The following is a 24725-nucleotide window of genomic DNA, read 5'->3' as shown; positions in this document are numbered from 1 at the left end:
GTGACCTCAGACGACTCGATGGACCAGCGCCCCCGTGGCGCGCACTTCTCCGGTAGCACCGACGCTTCTGTTCCTGCGCCGCCGCGGGCCGTTCCTGGTCCGGACGAGACGACGGCATTTATCATCGCCGCAGGCGCGTCCTCGCACGGATCGGTTCCCGGCACCGCCGACGCGCGTGACTCCGACTTCGCCCAGCGCCCCGCTTCGCCTGACGAGACCGCCGCGTTCATGGTCGCCGCCCAGTACGCTTCGGCGCCGGCGTCGGGCTCCGCGTCCGTCCGTGCCGACGAGACGGCCCAGTTCGCCCTGCTTGACGGCGATCTGGACGAGGATGCGCCGCTCGGCTGGGACGATGACCTTCCCGTGCGGCATGCCTGCGGTGAGGCCGCGGAGGTCGACGACACCTTCATGTTCGCTTCCCTCGCCGAGGCCGATGGCCCCTCCGGTGCGGTCGAGGCCCCTGCGCAAGACCCTGTTTCCGGCGATTCGGCCGAGGAAGACGAGGCGAGCGCCGAGGACGTCGGGCGGTCCGCTGCGCTGATGAGCGGACTGGTGATCGTCAGCCGCATCACGGGGTTCTTCCGCACGTGGGCCCAGGCCTTCGGTATGGGGACGACCCTCGTCTCGAGTGCGTTCACCGTCGCCAACAACATGCCCAACGCCCTCTACGAGCTCGTGATGGGCGGCATGCTCGTCACCGCGTTCCTGCCGGTCTACGTATCCACGAAGAAGAAGGCGGGGCGCGAGGGGGCGAGTGCGTACGCATCCAACCTGCTCTCGCTCGTGACCCTGCTCATGGGCGCGCTGTCGGTGCTGTCGTTCATCTTCGCCGGCGAGATCATCTGGACGCAGTCGTTCAACGCCTCGGCGCAATTCGACTTCGACCTCGCCACGTACTTCTTCCGGTTCTTTGCGATCGAGATCGTCCTGTACGCGCTGTCCTCGGTCATATCGAGCGTCCTCAACGCGGAGCGCGACTACTTCTGGTCGACGGCCGCCCCCATCGCCAACAACATCGTCATCACCGTGGCGTTCCTGCTCTACGGCCTGCTCGTGGATTCCAACCCGCAGGCGGCGATCCTGGTGCTCGCGGTCTCCAACCCGCTGGGCGTCCTGGTCCAGGTCCTCATGCAGGTGCCTGCCCTCAGGCGTCACGGCGTCAAGCTGCGTGTGCGCATCGACGTCCACGATCCGCTCATCCGCGAGACGCTCTCCATCGGCATCCCCACGCTCGTCGTGACGGTGGTATCGTTCGCCACGACATCCGTCCAGAGCTCGTGCGCCCTCTCCGTCAACCCGAGTGGCGCGGCTATCACCTACTATGCGCGCATCTGGTACATTCTGCCGTACTCCGTCTTCGCGATCCCCATCACGACCGCCATGTTCACCGAGCTCTCCTCGTTCGTGGCGAGCGGGAGGATGAAGCGGTTTATCGACGGCCTTGCCCAAGGTTCTGGGCAGATCCTGTTCCTTCTCATTCCGTTCGCGCTCTACCTCATCGTGTTCTCGCCCTGCTTGGCCAACATGCTGCGCGGCAGCAAGATGCCCGCTGAGGACGTGCATGCGCTCGCGGTCTACATCGGCTGGCTGTCGCTCTCCCTGCCCGGCTACGGCTTGTGCACCTATCTGCAGAAGGCCTGCTCGTCCCTTCGCAAGATGAAGCTCTTCGCGGTCGCCGAGTGCATCGCCGGCGCGATCCAGATCGCGATCTGCCTCGTGTTCACGCCCCGGTTCGGGTTCAACGTCGTCGGCTTCTCCTCGACGTTCTTCTTCGTCTCGATCGACCTCGTCACGCTGGCGTTCCTGCGCCATGAGCTCGGGCGGATCGGGGCGCGCGCCATGTTGCGCGCAAGCGTCCGCGCCACGGTCCTGGGTATCGCCGGAGCCGGCGTCGGCTTCGCGATCCTCGCCGCGCTGCAGGCCCTCGTGATGCCGCTTTCCGAGGGCGGCATGCTCGTCGCCCTGCTTTACGCGGTGGCGGGAGGAATCCCTGCGGTGCTCGTCACGTTCGGCGTCGCTATCGCCCGGAACATGCCCGAGGTGGCGTTCCTGTCTTCCATGCTGAGCCGTTTCCTGCCGAAACGCGCTGGCGCGCGGTAGCGCCGCGTTGATATCGATCTGGGATTTCACCTGGTTCTTTGAGCCGGTTGCAACCGAGAGGGGCTTTTCTTATGGACCGAACTGAGCGCGAGGCGTCAATCGCCCGCATCATGGCCGAGCGCACGGGGACGCGCCCCGAGGACTGGTACTGCGTGTACCGGGCCCGTCACGGTATGCTCGCGGCGTGCGAGGCCGTGCGCGCGACGATAGGGGAGGGGCACGTCGTGACGCAGCTCCTCACCTGCTGCACCGCGGTCGACCCCATACTCGCCGCCGGCCTGATCCCGCGCTACGGGGAGGTCTCAGCAGACACGGCCTCCCTGGATCCTGCCGCCTTGCCGCTCGACTCGTCCGTCCGCGCGGTGATGCTGCAGCACACCTTCGGGCTTGTGGACGATGGCGCCTCGCGGCGCATCGCCTCGGCGGCGCACAAGGCGGGCGCCCTTGTTTTCGAAGACTGCGCGCACGGCGTGGCGCGCATGGCCAAGGGTCCTGATGGGTCGCCCCTGGCCGACGTCTCCTTCCACTCGTTCGGCGTCGAGAAGATGCTTCATGCCCAGTTCGGCGGCGCCGTCTGGGTGAATCCGGAGGGCGCCTCCCCAGAGGTGCTGCAAGTGCTGCGCGAGCGCCTCGCGCAGCTCCCCGTCACCGGAGCCCACCTTACGGCGCTCACCGGGACGTTCGTCTTCTGGAACCGAGTCTTCAACCACCTGCCGCTTCCCGTTGCGCGCGGGCTTAGAAGATTCCTCTCCGCGACCGGGCTTTTCGAACCCGCCGTTTCGGATGAGGAGCGTCGTGGCGGCGTCTCGCACGACCCCATGCGTCCGAGCGATGCGATCTGCGATGCGGTCATCGAGGCGTTCGGGTGCCTGGATGAGGATGTCGTGACGCGCACCGAGGCCACGCGGGCGTACTCGGAGCTTCTTGCCGACGTCCCCGGTGTGACGCTTCTCTCCTCTGCGGCGCAGGGCCCGTACCAGCCCCTGCTCAAATACCCCGTGCTCGTTGCGGATGCGGCTACGTCGGATGCCGTCTGCGAGGCGTGCTGCGCGGCGGGGCACTACATGACCGTCTGGTACCGCCCCGAGCTCGGACCGGGCGTCCTCGACGAGTCGGCCTACCATGTGCCCGTCGATCGTTCGGCGATACCCGTGTGCGACGATATGGTGCAGAGGATCCTCACGCTCCCCACCAACCAGGGGGCCGAGGGCGCACGAGCCGTGGTCGATGTGCTCAAAGGCGTGGTCTCTTCATAGAAACGGCGGGTCCGTTCCTCGCGCCCGGTCGCCGGCGGTACAATCGATACCCTATGTGACGCACGCGAGCAGTTGAGACGGAGCGGCGATATGCAGGCCAAGAAGTTGACGCGCGAGGAATACGAGTCCACGCTGGGCGAGCTGGGGACGGGCGTCCCCGTCGAGCAGCTTCCCGTGTGGCTGGAGTTCGAGGCGACCATCCCCGGGCGCAGCCCGTGGGGCTACGCCGCCGTCGAGGACGCTGGCCGCACCGTCGCCGCGGTCTGCTTCGCGCAGTACGAGACGCACGGCTACCGGTACCTGCGCGCCCATCACGGCCCGGTGTGGGCGCAGGAGCCCACCGCCGAGCAGGAGGCCGCGGCGCTCGAGGCGCTTCGCGCGTACGTGCGCGCCGAGGATCCCCGCCAGGTGTTCTGCCGCCTCGCGGTGAAGCACGAGCTCCCCGCGACCCGTCCCTGCCTTTCCACGCTTCCGTACGACACCACCGTCATCATCGACCTCACGGGCGGGGAGGATGAGATCCTCTCGCGCATGAAGCCGCGCGGCCGCCGCGACGTCCGCAAGGCGCTGCGCGAATGCACCCTTTCGTTCAGCGACGAGACCGAGCGCGCGCTCGCCTCGTTCGAGGAGTACTACGAGGTCATGGTCGAGACGGGTGCCCGCGACGGGTTCTCTCCGGCGCCCATCGAGGATTATCGCAGCATGCTGCGCGTTCTCGGGCCCGAGCATTGCCGTCTGTTCGCAGGGCGCGACGGCGACCAGGTGATCACCTGGACCATCGCCACCATCTCCGGAGCGCGCGCGACCCGATACTACGGAGCGTCCCGCTCCTGTGACGCCCGTTTCCTCGCCACCGACCGTCTCATCTTCTTCGAGTGCTGCGAGCTCGCCCGCATGGGGTGCACCGAGTACGACCAGATGGGCATCGGCAGCGAGTTCGCCCCCGAGACCTTGAACCTCAACACGTTCAAGACCAAGTTCGCGAAGGACGGCGTGCGCATGATCGCCCCCGATCGCGACCTCCCCGTGCGGGCAGGGTTCTACGGCGCCCTCGTCCGCATCAAGGCGCTGCGCTCGCGGCTCCGCTAGCTTCCGTCCCCCTTTTTTATTTGACGATAGGTGGTCCCATGATCGATACGTCCCGACTCACGGCATCCGACCTCTCGAGCCGGCTGGTTCCCGTCGCCCTGGGCGGCGAGATCATGTCCTACGGGTTCGCCCGCTGCTTCCACGAGGCCTACGGCGTGAAGACCATGGTCGTCTCCGCCGTCGACGTGAAGGTGACCTCGACGAGCAACCTGGTGGACTACCGCGTCGTTCCGGCCATGGGCCAGGGCGACGAGGCGGTCATGGACTACCTGCGCGGCCTCGGTTCCGAACTTGCCGCCGCGGGCAAGGTCGCCATCGTCTTCGGTAGCGCCGACTGGCACGCCCGCATCCTCTCCCAGAACAAGGAGGAGCTCTCCCAGTGGTTCGCCGTCCCCTACAACGACTTCGACCTCCTCGACGACATCACGCAGAAGGAGCGCTTCTACGCCATCTGCGAGGAGCTTGGGATCGCCTATCCTAAGACCTGGACGTTCGACTGCTCGGACGCCGAGGTCAAGATCGATGCCGAGGCGTTCACCTACCCGCTCATCGCCAAGCCCTCCAACTCCGCGCGCTACGACCTGATGGACTTCCCGGGCAAGGAGAAGGTCTACGAGGTCCACGGTCCGTCCGAGCTGCTCCGGATCTTCGACCTCCTGCGCTCCGCGGGATACGACCGCGAGCTCGTCGTGCAGGACTTCATCCCCGGCGACGACGATGCGCTGCGCTCGCTCACCACGTTCTCCGATGCGTCGGGCGAGGTGCGCGTGGTCTCGGGCGGCCGCGTCGTTCTTCAGGACCACTCCCCGGCGCGCATCGGCAACCCGATGTGCATCCTTCCCGAGCGCGTCGAGCGCATCATCGAGGACGCCAAGCGCTTCTGCCGTCATGTGGGCTACCGCGGGTTCGGCAACTTCGACATCAAGTACGATGCGCGCGACGGGTCCTACAAGTTCTTCGAGATCAACACCAGGCCCGGCCGAAACACCTACTACGTCGCGCAGGGCGGAGCGAACATCGCCCGCCTGCTCGTCGACGAGTACATCCTGCATCGCGAGATTCCTTATCAGGAGGCCTTCGGCGAGACCCTCTACACCTGCGTCCCCAAGAAGGTCATCGAGCGGCACGTCTCGAACCCCGAGCTGCGCGAGGCGGTTCTCGGCATGTACCGCGCGGGCAAGGCCGGCTATCCGTACGACAACCCCCGCGACACGTTCGCCCATAAGCTGTACGCCCGCGTGACGTATCTGCACCAGACCGAGAAGTTCGACCGATTCATGGGTTCTGGAGCCAGGTCCTAGCCATGGCCGAAGCGCCTGCGAGTCCCGGCCGCCACCGCCTCGGTTCCCCGCTTGACGCGAGGGCCGCGCGCGAGCACGTGACCTCTTCGGATTCCGGATCACCATCGCTTGCGGAACAGGTCGCCCTCGTTCCGACCGATCCCGGATGCTACCTCTGGAAGGATGCCTCCGGTGCGGTCGTCTACGTCGGCAAGGCGAAGAACCTGCGCGCCCGCATGAAGCAGTATGTCACGCTGGCGGACGATCGCGCGAAGATCCCGCTCATGATGCAGACGGTGGAGAGCTTCGACTACATCGTCGTCGAGTCGGAGCACGAGGCGCTCGTCCTCGAGCGCGAGCTCATTGCCCAGCATCGCCCGTACTTCAACGTCGACTACAAGGACGACAAGACCTATCCCTACATCGCCGTCACGCACGGCGACGCCTTCCCGGCGATCAAGTACACGCGCGAGAAGCACAAGCCCAAGACGCGCTACTTCGGTCCCTACACGGATGCGCGCGCGGCGCGCGACACCATCGATACGTTGCGCCGGATCTGCCCGATCTGCTCGGCGACGTGTGCGGAGTGGAAGCGCGTGCACCGACTGCTCGCCAAGCAGCCGGCCGATGCCGACCTCATATCGCTCATCTGTGCCCAGAACGGGCGCCCCTGCTTCGACTATCACGTCGGGCGGGGCCCTGGCGTCTGCGCGGGGCTCGTCAGTCCGGACGAGTACGCCGCCTCGGTTCGGCGGGTCGAGCGCTTTCTGTCCGGCCATCGTTCCGATGTGGTGACCGAGCTCAAAGAGGAGATGGCCGAGGCCGCCGCCGAGCTCGATTTCGAGCGCGCGGCCCGTGTCAAGCGCAGGCTGGAGGTCATCGACGGGCTCGACGATCGGCAACAGGTGGTGTTCCCGTCCCGTGTGGACATCGACGTGATCGGGTTCTTCCGCGAGGAGACCATCGCGGGGGCTTGCGTGTTCGCGGTGCGCGAAGGGCGCACGCAGCGCACCTGCGAGTTCATTTTGGACAAGGGGCTCGACGTCCCCGAGGACGAGCTCGTCGCCGGTTTCGTCAAGCGGTATTACGACGAGACGGCGGACATACCCGCCGAGGTCGATATCGCCGTGGACCTGCCCGATGCCGAGGTGATCGGGGAGTGGCTCTCGGAGAAGCGCGGCCGCGCGTGCCATGTCCACCGTCCGCAGCGCGGCGAAAAGCGTCGTCTGCTCGAGATGTGCGAGCGGAACGCGCGCCATGCGCTCATGCGCTACATGCTTCGAACGGGGTACGCCGACGACAGGACGAACCAGGCGCTTCTGGAGCTCGAGAGCGCGCTCGCGCTCGACGCTCCGCCCCTGCGGATCGAGTGCTTCGATATCTCCACCCTGCACGGGGCCTTCACGGTCGCATCGATGGTGGTGTTTAGCAACGGGCGCCCCGACAAGTCCCAGTACCGGAGATTCAAGATCAGGGCGGAGCTTACCGAGGCGAACGACTTCGCGTCCATGTCCGAGGTGCTAGGGCGTCGGTACGCGCCCGAGCGCATGGCCGACGAGCGCTTCGGCAGCCGGCCCGACCTCCTCGTCGTCGACGGCGGTCGCCCTCAGCTCACCGCCGCGATCAGGCAGCTCTCCGATCTCGGGCTCGACATCCCCGTCTGCGGCCTGGCGAAAGCGGACGAGGAGGTGTTCGTCCCCTGGGACGACACCCCGGTCGTCCTGCCGACGGGCTCCGCCTCGCTCTACCTCATCAAGCAGGTTCGCGACGAGAGCCATCGGTTCGCCATCACGTTCCATCGCGAGCTGCGCGGACGTGCGATGACGGTGTCGATCCTCGATGAGATCGAAGGGGTGGGCCCTACGCGCAAGCGGGCCATCATGCGGCACTTCGGCTCCATGAAGCGGCTTCGCGACGCGAGCCTCGAGGAGATCTGCGCGGTCAAGGGGCTCCCGGCCGACGTCGCCCGCGAAGTCTTCAGGGTGCTGCGCGCCATGGACGGATCCGACGGCGGCCCGGAAGGGGAGTAGGGCCGCTTGCCTCCCTGCTCCTGGGGTGTCGGTAGGAGGCTGCTCGGGGTGAGCATTCGGTTCATTCAACAAATTGAGATAATGATGACGTATAAATTGCAGGTGTCACTTAAACGTTCACCGAACGTTTAGTAAATCTCATATAAAAGAGACCCCTATTCGAATGATTTCTTACCTTCGGCTTCTTGCGTTTTGCGATTGCTTTAGTCTCATGCAGCGCCGTCGTTAGGCAACATATGTGCAGGTCAGACTATCTCACTGGAGTGGTATGCATTACGCCATAAGCAAAACCTGCTGTCAACAAAACAGCCGGATGGTTGCAAATTCCGCGCGGACGGCATCGCGACCGTTCACTGGTATGTGAAGTGGTATTAGGTCATTCGTGGATAAGGTAAAGGCAGTTCTAACGGGCGTCGTCTGTGCGGACGACGGACTGCACGATTGGAGTGCTCCATGGATATGTTCAAGAACGGTCTCACCAGGCGTTCCTTCCTCGGCCTTTCCGGTGCCGCCGCTGCGGTCGCCGGCATGGGCCTCGCCGGCTGCGGTGGCGGCGGCGACGAGAGCAAGGGTTCCGCGTCCGCTGAGGGCGGTAAGGTCGGCGGCGGCGTGATCACCGCCGGTTCCGCCTACACCACCACCAACTTCGATCCGTCCAGCACCTCCTCCGCGCTCGCCTGCGGCACCAACTGGCATGTCGTCGAGGGTCTCTACGGCCTCGACTTCCACGACTACAGCGTGTTCAACGAGCTGGCCGCCGGCGATCCCGAGCAGGTCGACGACACCACCTTCGAGATCGCGCTCCGCAAGGACGCCAAGTTCTCCACCGGCGACCCCGTCACCGCCGACGACGTCGTCGAGTCCTTCAACCGCTCCAACGCCGAGGGCAACATCTACGTCCCGATGCTCGCCCCCATCGCCTCCGTCGAGAAGAAGGACGACACCACGGTCACCGTCAAGACGACCGTCCCCAACTTCTCCCTGCTGAAGGAGCGCCTGGCCATCGTCCGCGTCGTTCCCGCCTCCTCCACCAAGGAAGAGATGACCGCCAAGCCCGTCGGCTCCGGTCCGTGGATGTACGAGTCCATCTCCGACGCCGCCGTCGACATGGTTCCCAACCCCGAGTACAACGGTGACCATGCCGCCAAGGACGAGAAGCTGCACTACGACATCCTCGTCGACCCGACCGCTCGCGTCCAGGCCCAGCAGGAGGGCACCACGCTCGTCATGGAGATGGTCACCGCTGACGCCGTCGAGCAGCTCGAGGGCGCCGGTTGCTCCATCGACACCGTCGACGGTTTCGGCACCCGCTTCATGATGTTCAACACCAAGAAGGCCCCGTGGGACAACGTCAAGGTCCGTCAGGCCGTCATGTACGCGCTCGATTACGAGAAGATGATCGAAAACGCGTTCGCCGGCCTCGCCACCGCCCCCACCTGCTACCTGCCCAAGTCCTTCACCAACTACAACGAGGCCTCCACGGTCTACACCCATGATGTCGACAAGGCCAAGAAGCTCATCGAGGAGGCCGGTATCACCCCGGGCGCCGTCGAGCTCTGCACCACCGACAACGAGCAGGTCGTCAACATGTCCACCCAGGTCCAGCAGGACCTCGAGGCCCTCGGCTTCACCGTCACCCTCAAGGAGCGCACCTCCGCCGACACCTACGCCGACATCGATGGCGGCGCTGAGTTCGATATGCTCCTCGCCCCTGGTGACCCCAGCTGCTTCGGTGCCGACCCCGACCTGCTGATGAACTGGTGGTACGGCGACAACGCCTGGATGAAGACCCGCGCCCGCTGGAACGAGTCCGCTGAGTGGAAGCAGCTCACCGAGCTCATGGCCACCGCTCTCGGCCAAACCGGCGACGAGCAGCAGGAGACCTGGAACAAGTGCTTCGACCTCATCGCGGAGCAGGCCGTTCTGTACCCGGTCCTCCAGGTCAAGACCGCTACGGCGTCCTGGCGCGACACCGCCAACGCCGAGGGCGTCAAGATCGACGGCTTCAAGGGCATCGGCACCACCGGCATGTCCTTCATCGACTGCGCCACGGTCACCGAGTAGCATCGGTGCCTCAACGAGCCCACGCGCCCGCGTGAGCTGAGATGTGTGAGCGTGGGGGGCTCGGGTGACTCGGTCTACCTGGGCCCCCCACTCACCGTCTCGATGCGTCCTATAAGAAGAGAGAGAGGGGAAGAAGTGAACAATCTTTTGCGCCTCATCGGCCGACGTCTTATCGCGCTGCCCATCATGGCGCTCGGCGTCACGCTGCTCGTCTTCGGGTTGATGTCCTTCACCGACCCGAGCATCCCTGCGCGCAACGCGCTGGGCGAGGGCGCCTCGCCGGAGGCAATCGAGCAGTACATGGAGGAGCAGGGCCTGAACGACCCGCTTCCCGAGCGGTACGTCAACTACATCGGCGGTCTGCTCCACGGCGACCTCGGCACCTACGGCGCCGGTCGCACGCCCGTCGTCGACCGCATCGCCACCGCGCTTCCGGTCACGATGCAGCTCACGTTCATCGGCCTCATAATCGGTGCCGTCGTCTCGTTCGTGCTCGGCGTCATCGCCGCGCTTTACCGCGACAAGTGGCCCGACCAGCTGATCCGCGTGTTCTCCATCGCGGGCATCGCGACGCCGTCCTTCTGGTTCGCCGTCCTGCTCATCCTTCTCTTCTCCTCGTATATGCACGTGCTGCCGGCTTCCGGCCCGCTGCCCAGCTTCTTCGCTAACCCCGGCGGCTACCTCGCCCGCATGCTCATGCCCGCGGTCGCCCTCGCGTTCCCGCTCACCGGCCAGATGACCCGTATCGTGCGCACGGCCATGGTCGAGGAGCTCGACAAGGACTACGTGCGCACCGCCCGCGGCGGCGGCCTCCCCGAGTTCGTCGTCATCGCGCGCAACGTGCTGCGCAACGCGCTGATCACCCCCGTCACCACGCTCGGCCTGAAGATCGGTTACCTCATGGGCGGCGCCGTCGTCATCGAGGTCATCTTCAACCTGCCCGGCATGGGCACGGCCATCCTCGCCGGCATCACCGGCGGCGAGACCATGCTCGTCCAGGGCGTCGTCATCGTCGTGGCCCTCGCCTTCGTCATCATCAACATCGTGGTTGACATGCTGTACCTGCTCATCAACCCGCGCATTAGGACGGTGTAGGCCATGACCAAGATTCGTGAAGAGCAGACCGCCAAGCTCGAGGAGGCGGCCTCCAAGGGGTTGAAGTTCGGCGGCTTCAAGAACATGAAGCTCAGCAGCAAGATCTCTTTGATCCTGCTCGTGCTCGTCGCGCTCACGGCCATCCTGGCCCCGCTGATCGCCCCGCATAACCCGCTCGAGATCTTCACCGCCCGCCAGGCTCCCGGCGACGGCTTCCTGTTCGGTACCGACGACAAGGGTCGCGACATCCTGTCCCGCATGCTGTACGGCGGACGCTACTCCCTGATCATCGGTTTCGGCGCGACCCTGTTCGCGCTCGTGTGCGGCTCCATCGTCGGCGCCATCGCCGCGGTCGCGCGCAAGGGCGTGTCCGAGGTCATCATGCGCGTCCTCGACATCATCATGTCGGTGCCCGGCATCGCGCTCGCCGCCGTCCTGGTGCTGATTCTCGGCAACTCCGTACCCGCGATCATCTTCTCCATCGGCTTCATGTACACGCCTCAGATCGCCCGTATCGTGCGCGCGAACATCGTGTCCGAGTACGGTGAGGACTACGTCCGCGCGGTCATCGTGTCCGGTGCCCAGGCGCCGTGGATCCTCATCAAGCACGTTCTGCGCAACTGCATCGCGCCGATCATGGTGTTCACCGTCACCCTCGTGGCCGACGCCATCATCTTCGAGGCGTCCCTCACCTTCATCGGCGCCGGCATCACCGAGCCCACCGCGACGTGGGGCAACATCCTCGCCGACGCGCGCGGCGGCGTGCTCGCCGGCCGTTGGTGGCAGGCGCTGTTCCCGGGCATCGCCATCATGGTGACCTGCCTTGCGCTGAACATCCTCTCCGAGGGCCTCACCGACGCCATGGCGGCCAAGCCCGGCGCCCCGGTCAAGTCCAACGACGCCGAGTCCAACCGCGCCGACGACATCCTCGTCAACAACCCGGTTCTCGCTTACGAGCAGCAGGCTGAGTCCCTCAACCGTCGCCTGGCCGCCCTGCGCGAGGTCGAGCTCAAGCGCACCGACCGCCATGTCCCCGACCTGACCGTGCCCCCGCTGCTGCAGGTCAAGGACCTCTCCATCAGCTTCGAGAGCCACGGCGACGTCAAGGTCGTCGACGGCGTCTCCTTCGAGGTCCGTCCGGGCCAGTGCATGGCGCTCGTCGGCGAGTCCGGCTGCGGCAAGTCCATCACCACCAAGGTCATCATGGGCCTCACCGACCCCGGCGAGAAGATCTGCGGCGAGGTGCTGTTCGACGGCAAGGACCTGCTGAAGCTCACCAAAGACGAGCACCGTCAGCTGCTCGGCCACGAGATCGCGATGGTCTACCAGGACGCCCTGTCCTCGCTCAACCCCTCCATGCTCATCTCCAGCCAGATGAAGCAGCTCACGAGCCGCGGCGGCACCCGTAGCGCCGAGGAGCTCCTCGAGCTGGTCGGCCTCGATCCGAAGCGCACCCTCGAGAGCTACCCGCATGAGCTGTCCGGCGGCCAGCGCCAGCGCGTCCTCATCGCCATGGCGCTCACCCGCGACCCGAAGCTCATCATCTGCGACGAGCCCACCACCGCGCTCGACGTGACCGTCCAGAAGCAGGTCATCAAGCTTCTGAACGACCTTCAGGCCCAGCTTGGCTTCGCCATGATCTTCGTGTCCCATGACCTGGCCCTCGTCGCCGAGGTCGGCTCCGAGATCACCGTCATGTACGCCGGCCAGGTCATCGAGCAGGCCCCCACGGTCGAGCTCCTCACCAACCCGATCCACGAGTACACGCGCGGCCTGCTCGGCTCCGTCCTCTCCATCGAGGAGGGCGCCAAGGACGGCACCCGCCTGCACCAGGTCCCGGGTTCCGTGCCCTCGCCCGAGGACTTCCCGAAGGGCGACCGCTTCGCCCCGCGCTCGAGCCATCCCACGCTCGGCCTGGACGTGCATCCCGTCATCAAGTCGGTGCCCGGCAAGTACCATCGCTTCTCCGAGCTCCCCGACGACTACCTCAAGGCCAACGGCCTCACGCCGTACCTCGAGACCGTCAAGACCGCTACCGCCACGGAGGTGAACTAGATGAGCAACGCATCTGCCGAGAAGGAGCCCATCATCTTCCTCGATGACATCTCCGTCACGTTCAAGACGCGCACCGGCTCGCTTCTGCACCCCAACCTGGTGCACGCGGTCAACCACGTCACGATCAAGTTGATGCCCGGCGAGACCATCGGCATCGTCGGCGAGTCCGGCTGCGGCAAGTCGACCACGGCCAACGTCATGTGCGGCCTGCAGAGCCCGACGTCCGGCAAGGTCTATTTCAAGGGGCAGGACGTCACCAAGCGCACCGCCGACCTGCGCAAGCAGATGGGCCGCGTCGTGTCCGTCGTGTTCCAGGACCCCGCAACCGCGCTCAACCCGCGCATGATCGTCCACGACCAGCTCCTCGACCCGCTGCTCGTCCACAAGGTGGGCAGCCCCAAGGAGCAGGAGAAGCGGATCAACGAGCTGATCGGCCTCGTGGGCCTTCCCAAGAGCGCTCTGCGCGCCCTGCCCGGACAGCTCTCCGGCGGCCAGCGCCAGCGCGTCGCCATCGCACGCGCCATGTCGCTGAACCCCAGCGCGATCATCGCCGACGAGCCCACCTCCGCGCTGGACGTCTCGGTCCGCGCGCAGATCCTGAACCTGCTCACCGACCTCAAGAAGGACCTCGGCCTGTCCATGATGTTCATCAGCCATGACATCCAGACGGTCCGCTACATCTCCGACAAGATCGTGGTCATGAACCATGGCCAGATCATGGAGGAGGGCCCGGCGAAGCAGGTCTTCGAGAACCCGCAGGACCCCTACACCAAGATGCTGCTCGGCGCCGCCCCGTCGCTGCTTCATCCGAAGCTCGGACAGTAACGCCAGCACGAGCCGGCGCGCCCGACCGCATCCGTCGGGCGCGCCTTCTTACCAGGCGCGCTACGTAGTACGTAGTAGTATGTACGCGCCAAGTTGTCCGGGCGCCAGCCCAGCGCCCGCCTTGAAACAGATTGGAGCCTTCCCATGACGAAGCCCGCGTTCACCGGTGTCTATCCGCCCGTCGTCGTCCCCGACACCCCCGACCACCAGCTCGACGTCGTCTCGTTCGAGCGCAGCATCAACCGCATGATCGACGCCGGCGTCGACGGCCTGTTCTTCCTCGGCTCCTCCGGCGAGGTCGTCTTCTCCACCGACGAGCGCCGCCGCCAGATCATCTCCGAGGCCGTCCGCATCGTCGACCACCGCGTTCCCGTGATGGTGGGCATCATCGACACCGAGACCGAGCGCGTCCTCGAGCACGGCCGCGTTGCCCAGGAGCTGGGCGCCGACGTCCTCGTCGCCACCTGCCCGTTCTACGCGTTGGGCGGCATGGCTGAGGTCGAGGAGCACTTCCGCATCCTCCATGCCGAGCTCGACCTCCCCATCTTCGCCTACGACATCCCCGTGTGCGTCCACACCAAGCTGCCCTGGAAGCTCCTCGCCAAGCTCGGTGCCGAGGGCGTGCTCGCCGGTGTCAAGGACTCCTCCGGCGACGACGTGTCCTTCCGCTACCTGGTCCAGGAGAACGAGAAGCTCGGCCATCCGCTGACGCTGCTCACCGGTCATGAGGTCGTCGTCGACGGCGCCTACCTGGGCGGCGCAGACGGTTCCGTCCCGGGCCTCGCCAACGTCGAGCCTGAAGGGTACGTCCGCATGTGGAAGGCCGCGCAGGCCGGAGACTGGCCGGCTGTCAAGGCCGAGCAGGACCGCCTGAACGAGATCAGCCACATCTGGGACGTCACCTCTGGCGTCCAGGGCTATGCTGGCGGCGTCGGCGCGTTCAAGACCGCCATGCACCTGATGGGTGTCTTCGACAGCCCCACGATGCCGCGTCCGGTCAAGGCCCTCGAGGGCGAGAACGTCGAGGCCATCCGCAAGGTGCTCGTCGACAACGGCCTTCTGTAGGAGGCCGTCATGGATGCCCGTACCATCGTCGCCGTCGACATCGGCGGCACCAAGATCGCCTGCGGCCTCGTGGTGATGGGGGAGTCCGCCCCGACCGTCGAGAGCGTCGTCAAGGTCCCCACCGATGCCGCCCAGGGCGGCCCCGCCGTGCTCGCGCGCGTGATCGAACAGGTCCGTGACGCCATCGAGCGCAGCGATCGCCATCCCGTGGGCGTGGGCATCTCGTCCGCCGGCGTCGTGGACCCCAGGACCGGAGACATCACCTACGCCAACGAGATCATGCCCGGGTGGGGAGGGACGCATCTGGCCGCCGAGGTCACGGCGGCCGTCGGACTTCCGTGCTGCGTGCTGAACGACGTGCACGCCCATGCTCTGGGCGAGGCGCGCTGGGGAGGCGGACGCGACAAGGCGAGCTGCCTTGTCGTCGCCGTCGGGACCGGCATCGGCGGGGCCTTCGTCGAGCGGGGCGGCATCATGCTCGGCGAGCACGACGAGGCGGGCCATATCGGCCACGTGTGCTGTCCGGCTGCCGCGGGCGTCCCCTGCTCGTGCGGTGCCACCGCGCATCTGGAGCCGATCGGCGCCGGTCCGGGCATCATCCGCGAGTACATCCGCTTGGGCGGAGACGAGCTCTGCGCGGACGGGTCGCCTATGCATGGCGCCGAGATCGACCGTCGCGCCGCGGCGGGCGATCCGGCCGCCATCGCGGCCGAGGCGCGCGCGGGCCGAGCGCTCGGCGAGGTGATGGGCAGCATGTGCAACATGCTCGACCCTTCGTGCGTGATCCTTTCCGGTTCCGTCGCCCAATGCGGTCCGGCATGGTCCGACGCCATGCGCGCCGGCTTTGCCGAGCAGGCCATGCCGCCCGTTGCCAAGACCCCGATCATCGGGGGAGACCTGGGCGGGGACGCCCCGCTCATCGGTGCGGCCGAGAACTTCGTCCGCTCCGCATACGTCGAGATCTAATTCCTAGGAGGTACCATGGCTGTTGACCCCATCATTCAGTCCCTGAAGGGCAAGCTGATCGTCAGCGTGCAGTCCTACATCGGTGAGCCCCTGCGCTGCCCGGAGACCATGGCCCAGATGGCCCGCGCCTGCGAGCTGGGCGGCGCCGCCGCCATCCGCTGCCAGGGCCTGGCGGATATCGCCGCCATCCGCAGCCGCGTCGAGGTTCCCGTGATCGGTCTGTGGAAGGACGGTCACGAGGGCGTGTACATCACCCCGACGCTGCGCCACGCCCGTGCCTGCGTCGCTGCGGGCTCGGACATCGTCGCGTTCGACGCGACCGACCGCCCGCGCCCCGACGGCAAGACCGTCGCGGACACGCTGATCCCCCTCAAGGAGGAGGGCGTTCTCTGCATGGCCGACTGCGCTACCATCGAGGACATCCGCCGCGCGGTGGACATGGGCTTCGATATCGTGTCCACGACGCTTTCCCACGGTGTCGCCGCTGTCGATTGCACCATGGCGGACGGTCCGGACCTGCCGCTCCTGCGTCAGGCCACCGAGGAGTTCCCCGAGATCCCCGTGATCTGCGAGGGGCGCGTCCACACGCCGGAAGAGGCCCGTGCGGCCATCGACGCCGGCGCATGGGCCGTCGTGGTGGGCACCGCCATCACCCACCCCACGAGCCTCACCAGCTGGTTCAAGGCCGAGGTGGAGAAGTAGGGCCTACCGTCTCTCGATAGCCTCATGATTGCTGCCCCGTCGCGCTTTGAACTGCGCGGCGGGGCTTTCTTGTACGAGATGCCGCAATTTCTTCTCGCTCGGGAAGAAAATCCGCAACGTGAGGAAATCGTACCGAACGGGAAGAAATCTACGAATCGATGCGGAGCACACTGCGAAACCATTAGTGCTCGAGCAGCCTTTCCTGATGCCGATGGAGCCGGGCGGCATTGACGCGCCACGCGGCGTGGTACCATGATGGACGTGAGAGAAAGGGGTGCGCATATGTCTGTGGAGCTGCATGAATGCAGTAAAGGCGTATGGCGCGCTCCCGGCGCCCGCATCGTGGACCGCACGGGGCGCAGACGGCTGCCCATCGGCGACGACGGGTTCACCTCTGCCGCCGCGGTGTCGGTGCTGGTCGACAAGACCGCCCTTATCGCTGACGTGCTCGACTCGAACTACAAGGCGACGCTGTTCTGCCGCCCGCGGCGCTTCGGCAAGACGCTCAATATGACCATGATGAAGGCGTTCTTCGAGGCCGTCCCCGCTGGTGTGGCCGATCCCTCCCTGTTCGAGGGCACGGAGGTCTGGGAGATGGGCGGCGGCGCGTATCGGGAGCATTTCGCGGCGTATCCCGTGATCTACCTCAGCATGCGCACCGCCAAGGGCGACACCTGGAAGCAGACATACGAGGCGCTCAAGGACGTGCTCGCTGCGGAGTTCGATCGGCACGCGTACGTGCTAGAGTCTGATGCGGTGGCAGCGTACGACTGGGATGCCGTGATGGGTATCATCACAGGCTCGGCATCCGAGTCGGACTATGCGGGGTCGTTGCTGTACCTCGCCCGCCTGCTTCGCGCCTACCATGGGCGCCCGGTGGTCCTGCTTGTCGACGAGTACGATGCCCCGGTCATGGCGGGCTATTCCGGTCCTAACGGCGGGTATTACCGCGAGGTCGTCACGTTCCTCAAGCGCCTTCTCACCGGTCCGCTCAAGGACGGAGGCGAGGTGCTGGCCTTCGCGTGCCTTACCGGCGTTCAGCGCATCTCCAAGGAGTCGATCTTCTCCGACCTGAACAACCTCGTGGTGTCCACGCCGCTTTCCACCGACTCCGACGAGCGCTTCGGCTTCACCGACACGGAGACGGCTGCGCTGATCGCTTACATGGGCTATGACGATCCAAAGTATATGGTCGAGGCGCGCCGGTGGTATGACGGGTACCGTTTCGGTGCGGCCGATGTGTATAACCCTTGGAGCGTGCTCAACTACGTCAACTACGGCTGTATTGCGGATGTGTACTGGGGAAACACGTCGGGCAATTCCGTTTTGGCCGACCTTGTGCGCGATGCTGACGAGTCCATGCTCGCTAAGGTGTACAGCCTTCTCTCGTCAAGCGGTACCCTGCTTGCTCCGCTCGATCTTGGTGTTGTCTTTCCTGATATCGGCGTGCGTTCGGATGCACTGTGGAGCATGCTGTATCTGGCAGGCTATCTTACGACGGAGGATACGGGGCTACCCAACAATACGCGGATCCAGCGCCGAATGCGCATTCCCAATGCGGAGGTTTCCGAGCTGTACAGAAACGAGGTCGTCGAACGGTTCGCACGTGGCGCCGGTGGGCGCGACAGCCTCGCTGCGTTTCACGAAGCGCTGGTCTCTTGTGACGCCGTGACGGTGCGCGCAGAGCTGAGGCGCATCTTGAGGGATTCCGCAAGCTATCACGACATCACGTCCGAGCGTTCCGTTCACATGCTCATCCTGGGTCTTTGTTTCGGGATTAGCGGGTTTGCCGACCCTGTTTCTAATCGCGAGGTGGGAGACGGCCGTCCGGACATTCAACTTGTGCCCCAGGCGACGCCTTTCTTCGAGGGTAGCCGCCCCCTGGTCACCATCGAGCTCAAGTATATGCGCGGGGCTGATGAGGGCGACCTGAAACGGCTGGCGCAGGAAGCTCTGCGGCAGATCGATGATCGTCGCTACGATGCGGGCGCGTTGCCGGAGCGCGCGTCGTCGCGCGTGCGCTGGGGGATTGCGTGTTCCGGTAAGCACGTTGCGGTGGCGGCGGAAACGGTGCCTAGGGTCTAGATCCCGAGTTTCGCCCTTTCATGGTCATGCGCCGCTCATCGTCGAGCCCGATGCCGGGGCTGCACCTCTGTATTGCAGGCTTCCTCGTTTCAAGTTCAAATCGATTTGAGATGGTCGTGCCCCTAGAGTAAAATGACCCCGTATCACGTTGCTGCTGTGAGGGGTCTATACCTATGAGCTATTGGAAGAGTGCGGTTGTTTCGCTGCTTACGGGCGTGATGATCGCTTCGTCTGCGATTCAGCCGGTTGCCATCTATGCCGAAACGGTCTCGGACGAAGGCGGGCAGGCGGATTCTGCTCAGGACGGGTCAGTTCAGGCGGACGGGACGGAATCTGATCGCTCAACGTCCGACGAACCTGTCGATTCGGAGGCGGAGGCGTCGCAGGATGCCGATGAGGCCCCTGGCAGTGCGTCGACCGAGATGGGGGAGGGCGCAGCGTCGACGGATGAACTTGCCGTAGCGCAGGATGATGTTTCTGAAGCTGAGGAAAGCGTCGCAGCTGAAGACGCCTCTGAGGCGAACACCATGGCCTCGCGCACGCTTGTCGAGAATTCTTGGCGTTACCAGAACGGTCAGCGCATCGAGTCCCTGGACGACGAGAGCGCCCCGAGCGGTGATTTCTTAAGTCGCGCCATGGATCCGTTGCCCGATGGCGCTACTGCACAGGGCATCGACGTCAGCGAGTTTCAGGGCAAGATCGACTGGGATGCCGTCAAGGCGGCCGGTGTGGACTTTGCGATCCTGCGGATCGGATATGGTGACCAGAATGCCGGCGATACGGATAAGTATTTCAAGCGTAATGTCGAGGAGTGCGAGCGCCTTGGTATCAAGTGGGGCGCCTATCTGTATTCCTATTCGGTGAACACCAAGGAGGCGGCTGACGAAGCCGCACACGTCCTTTCGGAGATGAAGGGTCTCACGCCGGATCTGCCCATCTATTACGATATGGAGGACGATTCGACTCTCGGAGCCAAGGACAGGTTCGCGGATATCGCCCAGACGTTCTGCTCTAAGATCGAGGCCGCCGGCTACGATGCGGGCGTGTATGCGGGCGCCCGCTGGTGGAAGTACTACCTCACGAGTCCTGTTTTCGATTCGTGGAGCAAGTGGTCGGCGCAGTACTACAAGATTTGCGAGTATCCGAGCGATCCGGATGCGTGGCAGTACACGTCTCAGGGTAAGGTTCCGGGCATTTCGGGCAACGTGGACGTGAACTATGCGTATGAGGGGCTTGTGCCGGGCTCGGTGGCTGAGGCCAACCAGCACATCTCCACGCACGCCCACGTTGCCGACATCGGCTGGCAGAATCAAGCTGCCCTTGATGGCGAGACTGCTGGCACGGTGGGGAAAGCGAAGAGCATAGAAGCGCTCAAGATTACCCTTGTGAATCAAGTGAAGACCGGCTCCGTTCAGGTCCGCGCCCACGTCTCTAACGAGGGCTGGCAGGACTGGACCTCCGGCACGGCCGGCACCACGGGCCGGGGCCTGCCCATCGAGGCGGTCCAGGTGCGCCTCACCGGCGAGATGGCCGAGTCCTACGACGTCTACTACCGCGTCCACGCCGCCAACATAGGCTGGATGGGCTGGGCCAGGGACGGCGAGGAGGCCGGCACCCAGGGCTACGCCTGCGGCGTGGAGGCCGTCCAGGTCCTGCTCGTCGAGAAGGGCGGCCAGGCCCCCTCGTCCTCCGGCTCCGCCACCCCCGAGGCCTTCCGCCGCAGGCCGGTTGACGTCTCGGTGCGCGCCCACGTCTCCGGCATCGGCTGGCAGGGGGCCGTCCGCGGCGGGGCGACCGCCGGCACCACGGGCCGCGCGCTCGCCGTCGAGGCGCTGCAGGTCGGGCTCACCGACCAGCAGCTCGCCGGCTCCGTCCAGGTCCGCGCCCACGTCTCCAACGTGGGCTGGCAGGACTGGACCTCCGGCACGGCCGGCACCACGGGCCGGGGCCTGCCCATCGAGGCGGTCCAGGCGCGCCTCACCGGCGATATGGCCGAGTCCTACGACGTCTACTACCGTGCTCATGTTTCCAACATCGGTTGGCTGGATTGGGCGAAGGACGGCGCTACCGCAGGTACCGTCGGATTGAGCGCGCCCGTGGAGGCCGTTCAGGTCAAGTTGGTCAAAAAGGGCGCATCCGCTCCCGGTTCGACGGCCCGCCCCTCTCTCGAGATGCCCGTTATCGCCCTGCAGACCTCAACGGGATCGGCCTTGTCTTCCGCTGTCGGCAACAACGCCGTGAGCGGTAGCACGGGGTCGCGTACCGCTCTCAACGCCATCAAGCTCTCCGTTCAGAGCGGTGTCTCCGGTGGGGTTTCCTATCAGGTCCATGTGTCCAATGCGGGCTGGCTGGGATCGTACGCCGGGGGCTCCGTGGCCGGTGGGTTGGGTTCGGCCAACAGGGTCCAGGCCGTGCGCTTCTCGTTCACTGGGGAGCTGTCGAAGTATTTCGATATCTGGTACCGCGTCTACGTCCAAGATGTCGGATGGCTCGGTTGGGCTCGCAACGGTGCCACGGCGGGCACCACGGGCGCGGGGCAGGACGTCACCGCCATACAGGTCTCGGTGCGCGCCTGCGGCTCTGCGGTGCCGAGCAGCGGTAGCTACGGTCCTTATTACGTCGGCGGCGTCCCCCAGGCCCTTGCCGCGGGAAGCGCCATGCAAAAGCGCGTCGTCGAAAGCGCTCGCACCGTTCCGCGTCCCGGTCCTAATATGTGCGCTGAGTGGGTCGCACGCGTTTTCGACAACATCGGGCTCGGTAACGTCCATATGGATGCGTATGAGTACTACTGGAACTTCTGCACCTCGTCTCGACCTGCCGACCTCAAGGTCGGTATGGTCGTTTCGGTTCCCTCCCATGGCAATACGGTCATGGGGTCCCGATACGGCCATGTGTGCATATACGTGGGGGACGGTCTTGTGATGGACAACGCGGACGGGCGAATCCGCACGTTGTCCCTTGAATGGTGGACCTCCCATTATGGTACGACCTACGCACCGAAATGGGGTTGGTATAGAAACGCGCCGCTTTTGTAGCTGGAATGAGGGATAGCTATGCACAGAAGAAGATTGCTGACAGCCTGGCGATGCATTTGCGTGCTGGCGTGCATCGCGCTTTTCACGCTATCTTTAACGGGAGGGTTGAGCCAGGCGGTCGCGGAGAGCTTGCCGGTTACGGCGGAATCCTCTGATGACGGAGCGTCTGCCGTCCTTGGCTCCGATGGTCCGGCTTCCGAAAACGCCACTGAATCCCCGCAGGTGGACGCATCCGATCAGAGCCCCTCTGCCACCGAAGGGGACGAAGCGGACGACCCTGCTATCGTCGATGCGAACGATGCTGCCGCTCAGCATGTCGAGTCCGTTACGCCGGCAAAGGAGACGGCGATCGCATATTCCGCACATGTCGCTTCTATGGGCTGGCAGGATGCCCTCCGCGACGGCGCCACCGCCGGCACCACCGGGCGCTCCCTTTCCATCGAGGCCTTGAAGGTCACCCTGGAGAACCCAGCCGTCGCCGGCTCCGTCCAGGTCCGCGCCCACGTCTCCAACGTGGGCTGGCAGGACTGGACCTCCGGCACCGCCGGCACCACCGGCCGCAGCCTCAGGATGGAGGCCCTGCAGGTCCGGCTCACCGGCGAGATGGCCGCTTCCTACGACGTGTACTACCGCGCCCACGTCTCGGGCATCGGCTGGATGGGCTGGGCGAAGGACGGCGAGGAGGCGGGCACCCAGGGCTACTCCAGCGCCCTCGAGGCGGTCCAGATCCTGCTCGTCGAGAAGGGCGGGGAGGCTCCGTCGTCCTCGGGATCTGTGACCTCCGAGGCGTTTCGCCGCAAGCCGGTCGACGTGTCTGTCGGGGCGCACGTCTCCGGCATCGGGTGGATGGCCGCCGTGTGCGACGGCGCCACCGCGGGAACCACCGGCCGCTCCCTGTCCCTCGAGGCCCTGAGGGTCTCCCTCGAGAACCAGCAGCTCCCCGGGACGGTCCAGGTCCGCGCCCACGTCTCCGGCATCGGCTGGCAGGACTGGACCTCCGGCACCGCCGGCACCACCGGCCGCAGCCTCAGGATGGAGGCCCTGCAGGTCCGGCTCACCGGCGAGATGGCCGCTTCCTACGACGTGTACTACCGCGCCCACGTCTCGGGCATCGGCTGGATGGGCTGGGCGAAGGACGGCGATCCCGCCGGCACGGTCGGGATGTCGCATGCCGTCGAGGCCGTTCAGGTCAAGCTCGTCGCCAAGGGCTCCGCCGCCCCGGGCTCCACGTCAGGAGCGTATCTTGGGTCCCAAGAGCAGCTGTCGGGCTCCGTTTCCTACCTCTCCGGCACATCAACTGGCTTTGGCAAGGCGACGACCGTTACCCTCGGCTCCGAGAGGGGTGGTCGTATCTCGACGTTCGCCTTGTCGGTTGATAACAAGCTCGCCGCCGGATCCCTCCAGTATCGCGGGCTCTCGCAGTTCGGTGGTTGGGGCGCCTGGGTTTCCGAGGGTTCTGCCGCCGGTGCATCGGGCGATGTCCTGAAGGGCGTCTCGCTTAAGCTGTCTGGCGATCTGGCGAGCTCCTACGATATTTGGTACCAGGTATACGATTCCGATGCCGGCTGGCTCGGCTGGGCGTCCAATGGAGCCGAAGCCGGTTCGACCGGTACGGATTCGCATGCCGTCGCGGTGCGCGTGGCGTTGGTGAAGAAGGGCTCCTCCGTCCCGGGCTCGACGTCCAATGCGTACGTCCAGACCTCCTACGATACGCCCCATATCACGATCCAGGCCCACAGCGCTAACGTCGGGTGGCAAGACCCCGTCCGAGAGGGCGCTTCCGTGGGCGTTACCGGAAAGTCCCTTTCGCTCCAGGCCGTTCGAGCCATCGTTTCCGGTCCCGTCTCCGGTGACATCCAGATCAGCTCCCATGTGTCCAACATCGGCTGGCAGAATTGGGTGAACGGCGGCACCATCTCTGGTACCACCGGCAAGAACTTGCCTATCGAGGCCATCCGCATCAAGCTGACGGGCGAGCTCGCCGATTCCTACAGCGTGTACTACCGCGTGCACTCCGCAGAGTACGGCTGGCTCGGTTGGGCTCACGACGGATCCGACGCGGGCACGGTGGGCACCGCCCTGCAGGCCGAGGCCATCGAGATCAGGCTCGTGAAGAAGGGCTCCTCCGATGCGCCCGCGAGCGATAAACCCACCGTCGTCTCGAAGCCCACGCTCACGTCGCAGGCGCACGTTTCGAACAAGGGCTGGCTCTCGAGCACGACCGATGGCACGGTGGGCACGACGGGTCAGGCGTTGAGCCTCGAGGCGCTCAAGCTCTCCGTCGACTCTTCGCTCGACGGCGGCATCGCCTACTCCGCCCACGTGCAGGATATCGGTTGGCAATCCGAGGTCTCCGATGGCTTGCTTGCTGGAACCACCGGTAAGGGCAAGCGCATCGAGGCCGTTAAGATCCGGCTCACGGGCACGCTCTCCCAGTACTTCGATGTGTGGTACCGTGCGCATTCCGAGGAGTACGGATGGCTCGGTTGGACCAAGAACGGCGAGCCGGCGGGCACGAGCAAGCTCGGGTATCGCCTCGAGGCGGTCCAGATTCGCATTCTGCCCAAGGGCTCTGCCGCTCCGGGCTCTACGTATAAGCCGTTTACGGATAAGCCCATCGTTCCTGCGGACCAGCTGGAAATGAAGAACCGTGCCAATGCGTACGGCAGCAGGACCCCGTGGCTCATCATGGTCAACACGACGACGTGCCGTGTGGGCATCTACCGTGGCTCCAAGGGCATGTGGCAGCAGCAGGCGTACTGGGTATGCTCCGTGGGTGCGCCGCTCACGCCTACGGTCCTCGGCGAGTACACCGTCGGGATTAAGGGGTACGTGTTCGGTCGCGGCTACAGCTGCTACTACTACACCCAGTTCTACGGTGATTACCTGTTCCATACGATCAAGTACGACCAGGGGACCTTTAACGTCCAGGACGGAAGGCTCGGGGAGCACGTCTCGGAAGGGTGCGTGAGGCTTTCGCTCGAAAACGCCAAGTGGATCTGGGACAACATCCCAACGGGTACCAAGGTCGTTACCTACGAGTAACGTGATGCTCGTGGTCGGGAAGCGCTCGGTCGA

15 protein-coding genes are annotated in these 24725 nt (G+C 65.4%); all 15 read left to right on the top strand.

From position 1 onward, the window contains the following. On the top strand, positions 1-2100 hold the full coding sequence (gene murJ, locus BQ7355_RS07815) for a murein biosynthesis integral membrane protein MurJ (RefSeq protein ID WP_205407579.1): 2100 nt from the start codon (positions 1-3) through the stop codon (positions 2098-2100). Positions 2101-2171: 71 nt separating this feature from the next. Then, positions 2172-3356 (top strand): DegT/DnrJ/EryC1/StrS family aminotransferase, encoded by a 1185-nt coding sequence (locus BQ7355_RS07810; protein WP_072415677.1) that lies wholly within the window; start codon positions 2172-2174, stop codon positions 3354-3356. 90 nt (positions 3357-3446) lie between these two features. After that, positions 3447-4445: a lipid II:glycine glycyltransferase FemX gene (locus BQ7355_RS07805; RefSeq protein WP_072415676.1), complete on the top strand. Its 999-nt coding sequence runs from the start codon at positions 3447-3449 to the stop codon at positions 4443-4445. A 38-nt stretch (positions 4446-4483) separates the two neighbouring features. After that, positions 4484-5746: a carboxylate--amine ligase gene (locus BQ7355_RS07800; RefSeq protein WP_072415675.1), complete on the top strand. Its 1263-nt coding sequence runs from the start codon at positions 4484-4486 to the stop codon at positions 5744-5746. 2 nt (positions 5747-5748) lie between these two features. Then, positions 5749-7755, top strand: coding sequence for an excinuclease ABC subunit UvrC (gene uvrC, locus BQ7355_RS07795; RefSeq protein ID WP_083581655.1), 2007 nt, complete (start codon positions 5749-5751; stop codon positions 7753-7755). 453 nt (positions 7756-8208) lie between these two features. Beyond that, complete coding sequence (locus tag BQ7355_RS07790; protein WP_072415674.1) at positions 8209-9819, top strand: ABC transporter substrate-binding protein; 1611 nt, start codon at positions 8209-8211, stop codon at positions 9817-9819. A gap of 135 nt (positions 9820-9954) precedes the next feature. Further along, positions 9955-10914, top strand: coding sequence for an ABC transporter permease (locus tag BQ7355_RS07785; protein ID WP_072415673.1), 960 nt, complete (start codon positions 9955-9957; stop codon positions 10912-10914). Between the two features lie 3 nt (positions 10915-10917). Continuing rightward, positions 10918-12969, top strand: a complete 2052-nt coding sequence (locus BQ7355_RS07780; protein WP_072415672.1) for a dipeptide/oligopeptide/nickel ABC transporter permease/ATP-binding protein — start codon at positions 10918-10920, stop codon at positions 12967-12969. After that, positions 12970-13794 carry an ABC transporter ATP-binding protein gene (locus tag BQ7355_RS07775; protein ID WP_072415671.1) on the top strand — a complete coding sequence of 275 codons (825 nt, stop codon included), beginning with the start codon at positions 12970-12972 and terminating at the stop codon, positions 13792-13794. It begins immediately after the preceding gene. Positions 13795-13938: 144 nt separating this feature from the next. After that, a complete protein-coding gene (locus BQ7355_RS07770; RefSeq protein WP_072415670.1) occupies positions 13939-14859 on the top strand; it encodes a dihydrodipicolinate synthase family protein in 921 nt (306 codons plus the stop codon). Positions 14860-14868: 9 nt separating this feature from the next. Further along, on the top strand, positions 14869-15825 hold the full coding sequence (locus tag BQ7355_RS07765; RefSeq protein ID WP_072415669.1) for an ROK family protein: 957 nt from the start codon (positions 14869-14871) through the stop codon (positions 15823-15825). 15 nt (positions 15826-15840) lie between these two features. Then, positions 15841-16527: an N-acetylmannosamine-6-phosphate 2-epimerase gene (locus tag BQ7355_RS07760; protein WP_072415668.1), complete on the top strand. Its 687-nt coding sequence runs from the start codon at positions 15841-15843 to the stop codon at positions 16525-16527. A 282-nt stretch (positions 16528-16809) separates the two neighbouring features. After that, on the top strand, positions 16810-18612 hold the full coding sequence (locus BQ7355_RS07755; protein ID WP_072415667.1) for an AAA family ATPase: 1803 nt from the start codon (positions 16810-16812) through the stop codon (positions 18610-18612). Positions 18613-18785: 173 nt separating this feature from the next. After that, entirely contained in the window at positions 18786-21647 is a 2862-nt protein-coding gene (locus tag BQ7355_RS09445; protein ID WP_072415666.1) for a GH25 family lysozyme, read from the top strand. Positions 21648-21752: 105 nt separating this feature from the next. Further along, a complete protein-coding gene (locus BQ7355_RS07745; protein ID WP_159430452.1) occupies positions 21753-24692 on the top strand; it encodes a L,D-transpeptidase family protein in 2940 nt (979 codons plus the stop codon). The last annotated feature ends 33 nt before the right edge of the window (positions 24693-24725 follow it).

It is taken from the genome of Collinsella phocaeensis (assembly GCF_900119895.1).
GTDB classification, from domain to species: Bacteria; Actinomycetota; Coriobacteriia; order Coriobacteriales; family Coriobacteriaceae; genus Collinsella; species Collinsella phocaeensis.
Note: the sequence above shows the minus strand (reverse complement) of the source record. Positions and strands in the feature narration are given on the sequence as shown.

Coding starts and splice junctions, on each gene's coding strand:
- BQ7355_RS07810 (WP_072415677.1), top strand. CDS start 2,172: ATGGACCGAACTGAGCGCGAGGCGTCAATCGCCCGCATCATGGCCGAG.
- BQ7355_RS07805 (WP_072415676.1), top strand. CDS start 3,447: ATGCAGGCCAAGAAGTTGACGCGCGAGGAATACGAGTCCACGCTGGGC.
- BQ7355_RS07800 (WP_072415675.1), top strand. CDS start 4,484: ATGATCGATACGTCCCGACTCACGGCATCCGACCTCTCGAGCCGGCTG.
- uvrC (WP_083581655.1), top strand. CDS start 5,749: ATGGCCGAAGCGCCTGCGAGTCCCGGCCGCCACCGCCTCGGTTCCCCG.
- BQ7355_RS07790 (WP_072415674.1), top strand. CDS start 8,209: ATGGATATGTTCAAGAACGGTCTCACCAGGCGTTCCTTCCTCGGCCTT.
- BQ7355_RS07780 (WP_072415672.1), top strand. CDS start 10,918: ATGACCAAGATTCGTGAAGAGCAGACCGCCAAGCTCGAGGAGGCGGCC.
- BQ7355_RS07775 (WP_072415671.1), top strand. CDS start 12,970: ATGAGCAACGCATCTGCCGAGAAGGAGCCCATCATCTTCCTCGATGAC.
- BQ7355_RS07770 (WP_072415670.1), top strand. CDS start 13,939: ATGACGAAGCCCGCGTTCACCGGTGTCTATCCGCCCGTCGTCGTCCCC.
- BQ7355_RS07765 (WP_072415669.1), top strand. CDS start 14,869: ATGGATGCCCGTACCATCGTCGCCGTCGACATCGGCGGCACCAAGATC.
- BQ7355_RS07760 (WP_072415668.1), top strand. CDS start 15,841: ATGGCTGTTGACCCCATCATTCAGTCCCTGAAGGGCAAGCTGATCGTC.
- BQ7355_RS07755 (WP_072415667.1), top strand. CDS start 16,810: ATGTCTGTGGAGCTGCATGAATGCAGTAAAGGCGTATGGCGCGCTCCC.
- BQ7355_RS09445 (WP_072415666.1), top strand. CDS start 18,786: ATGAGCTATTGGAAGAGTGCGGTTGTTTCGCTGCTTACGGGCGTGATG.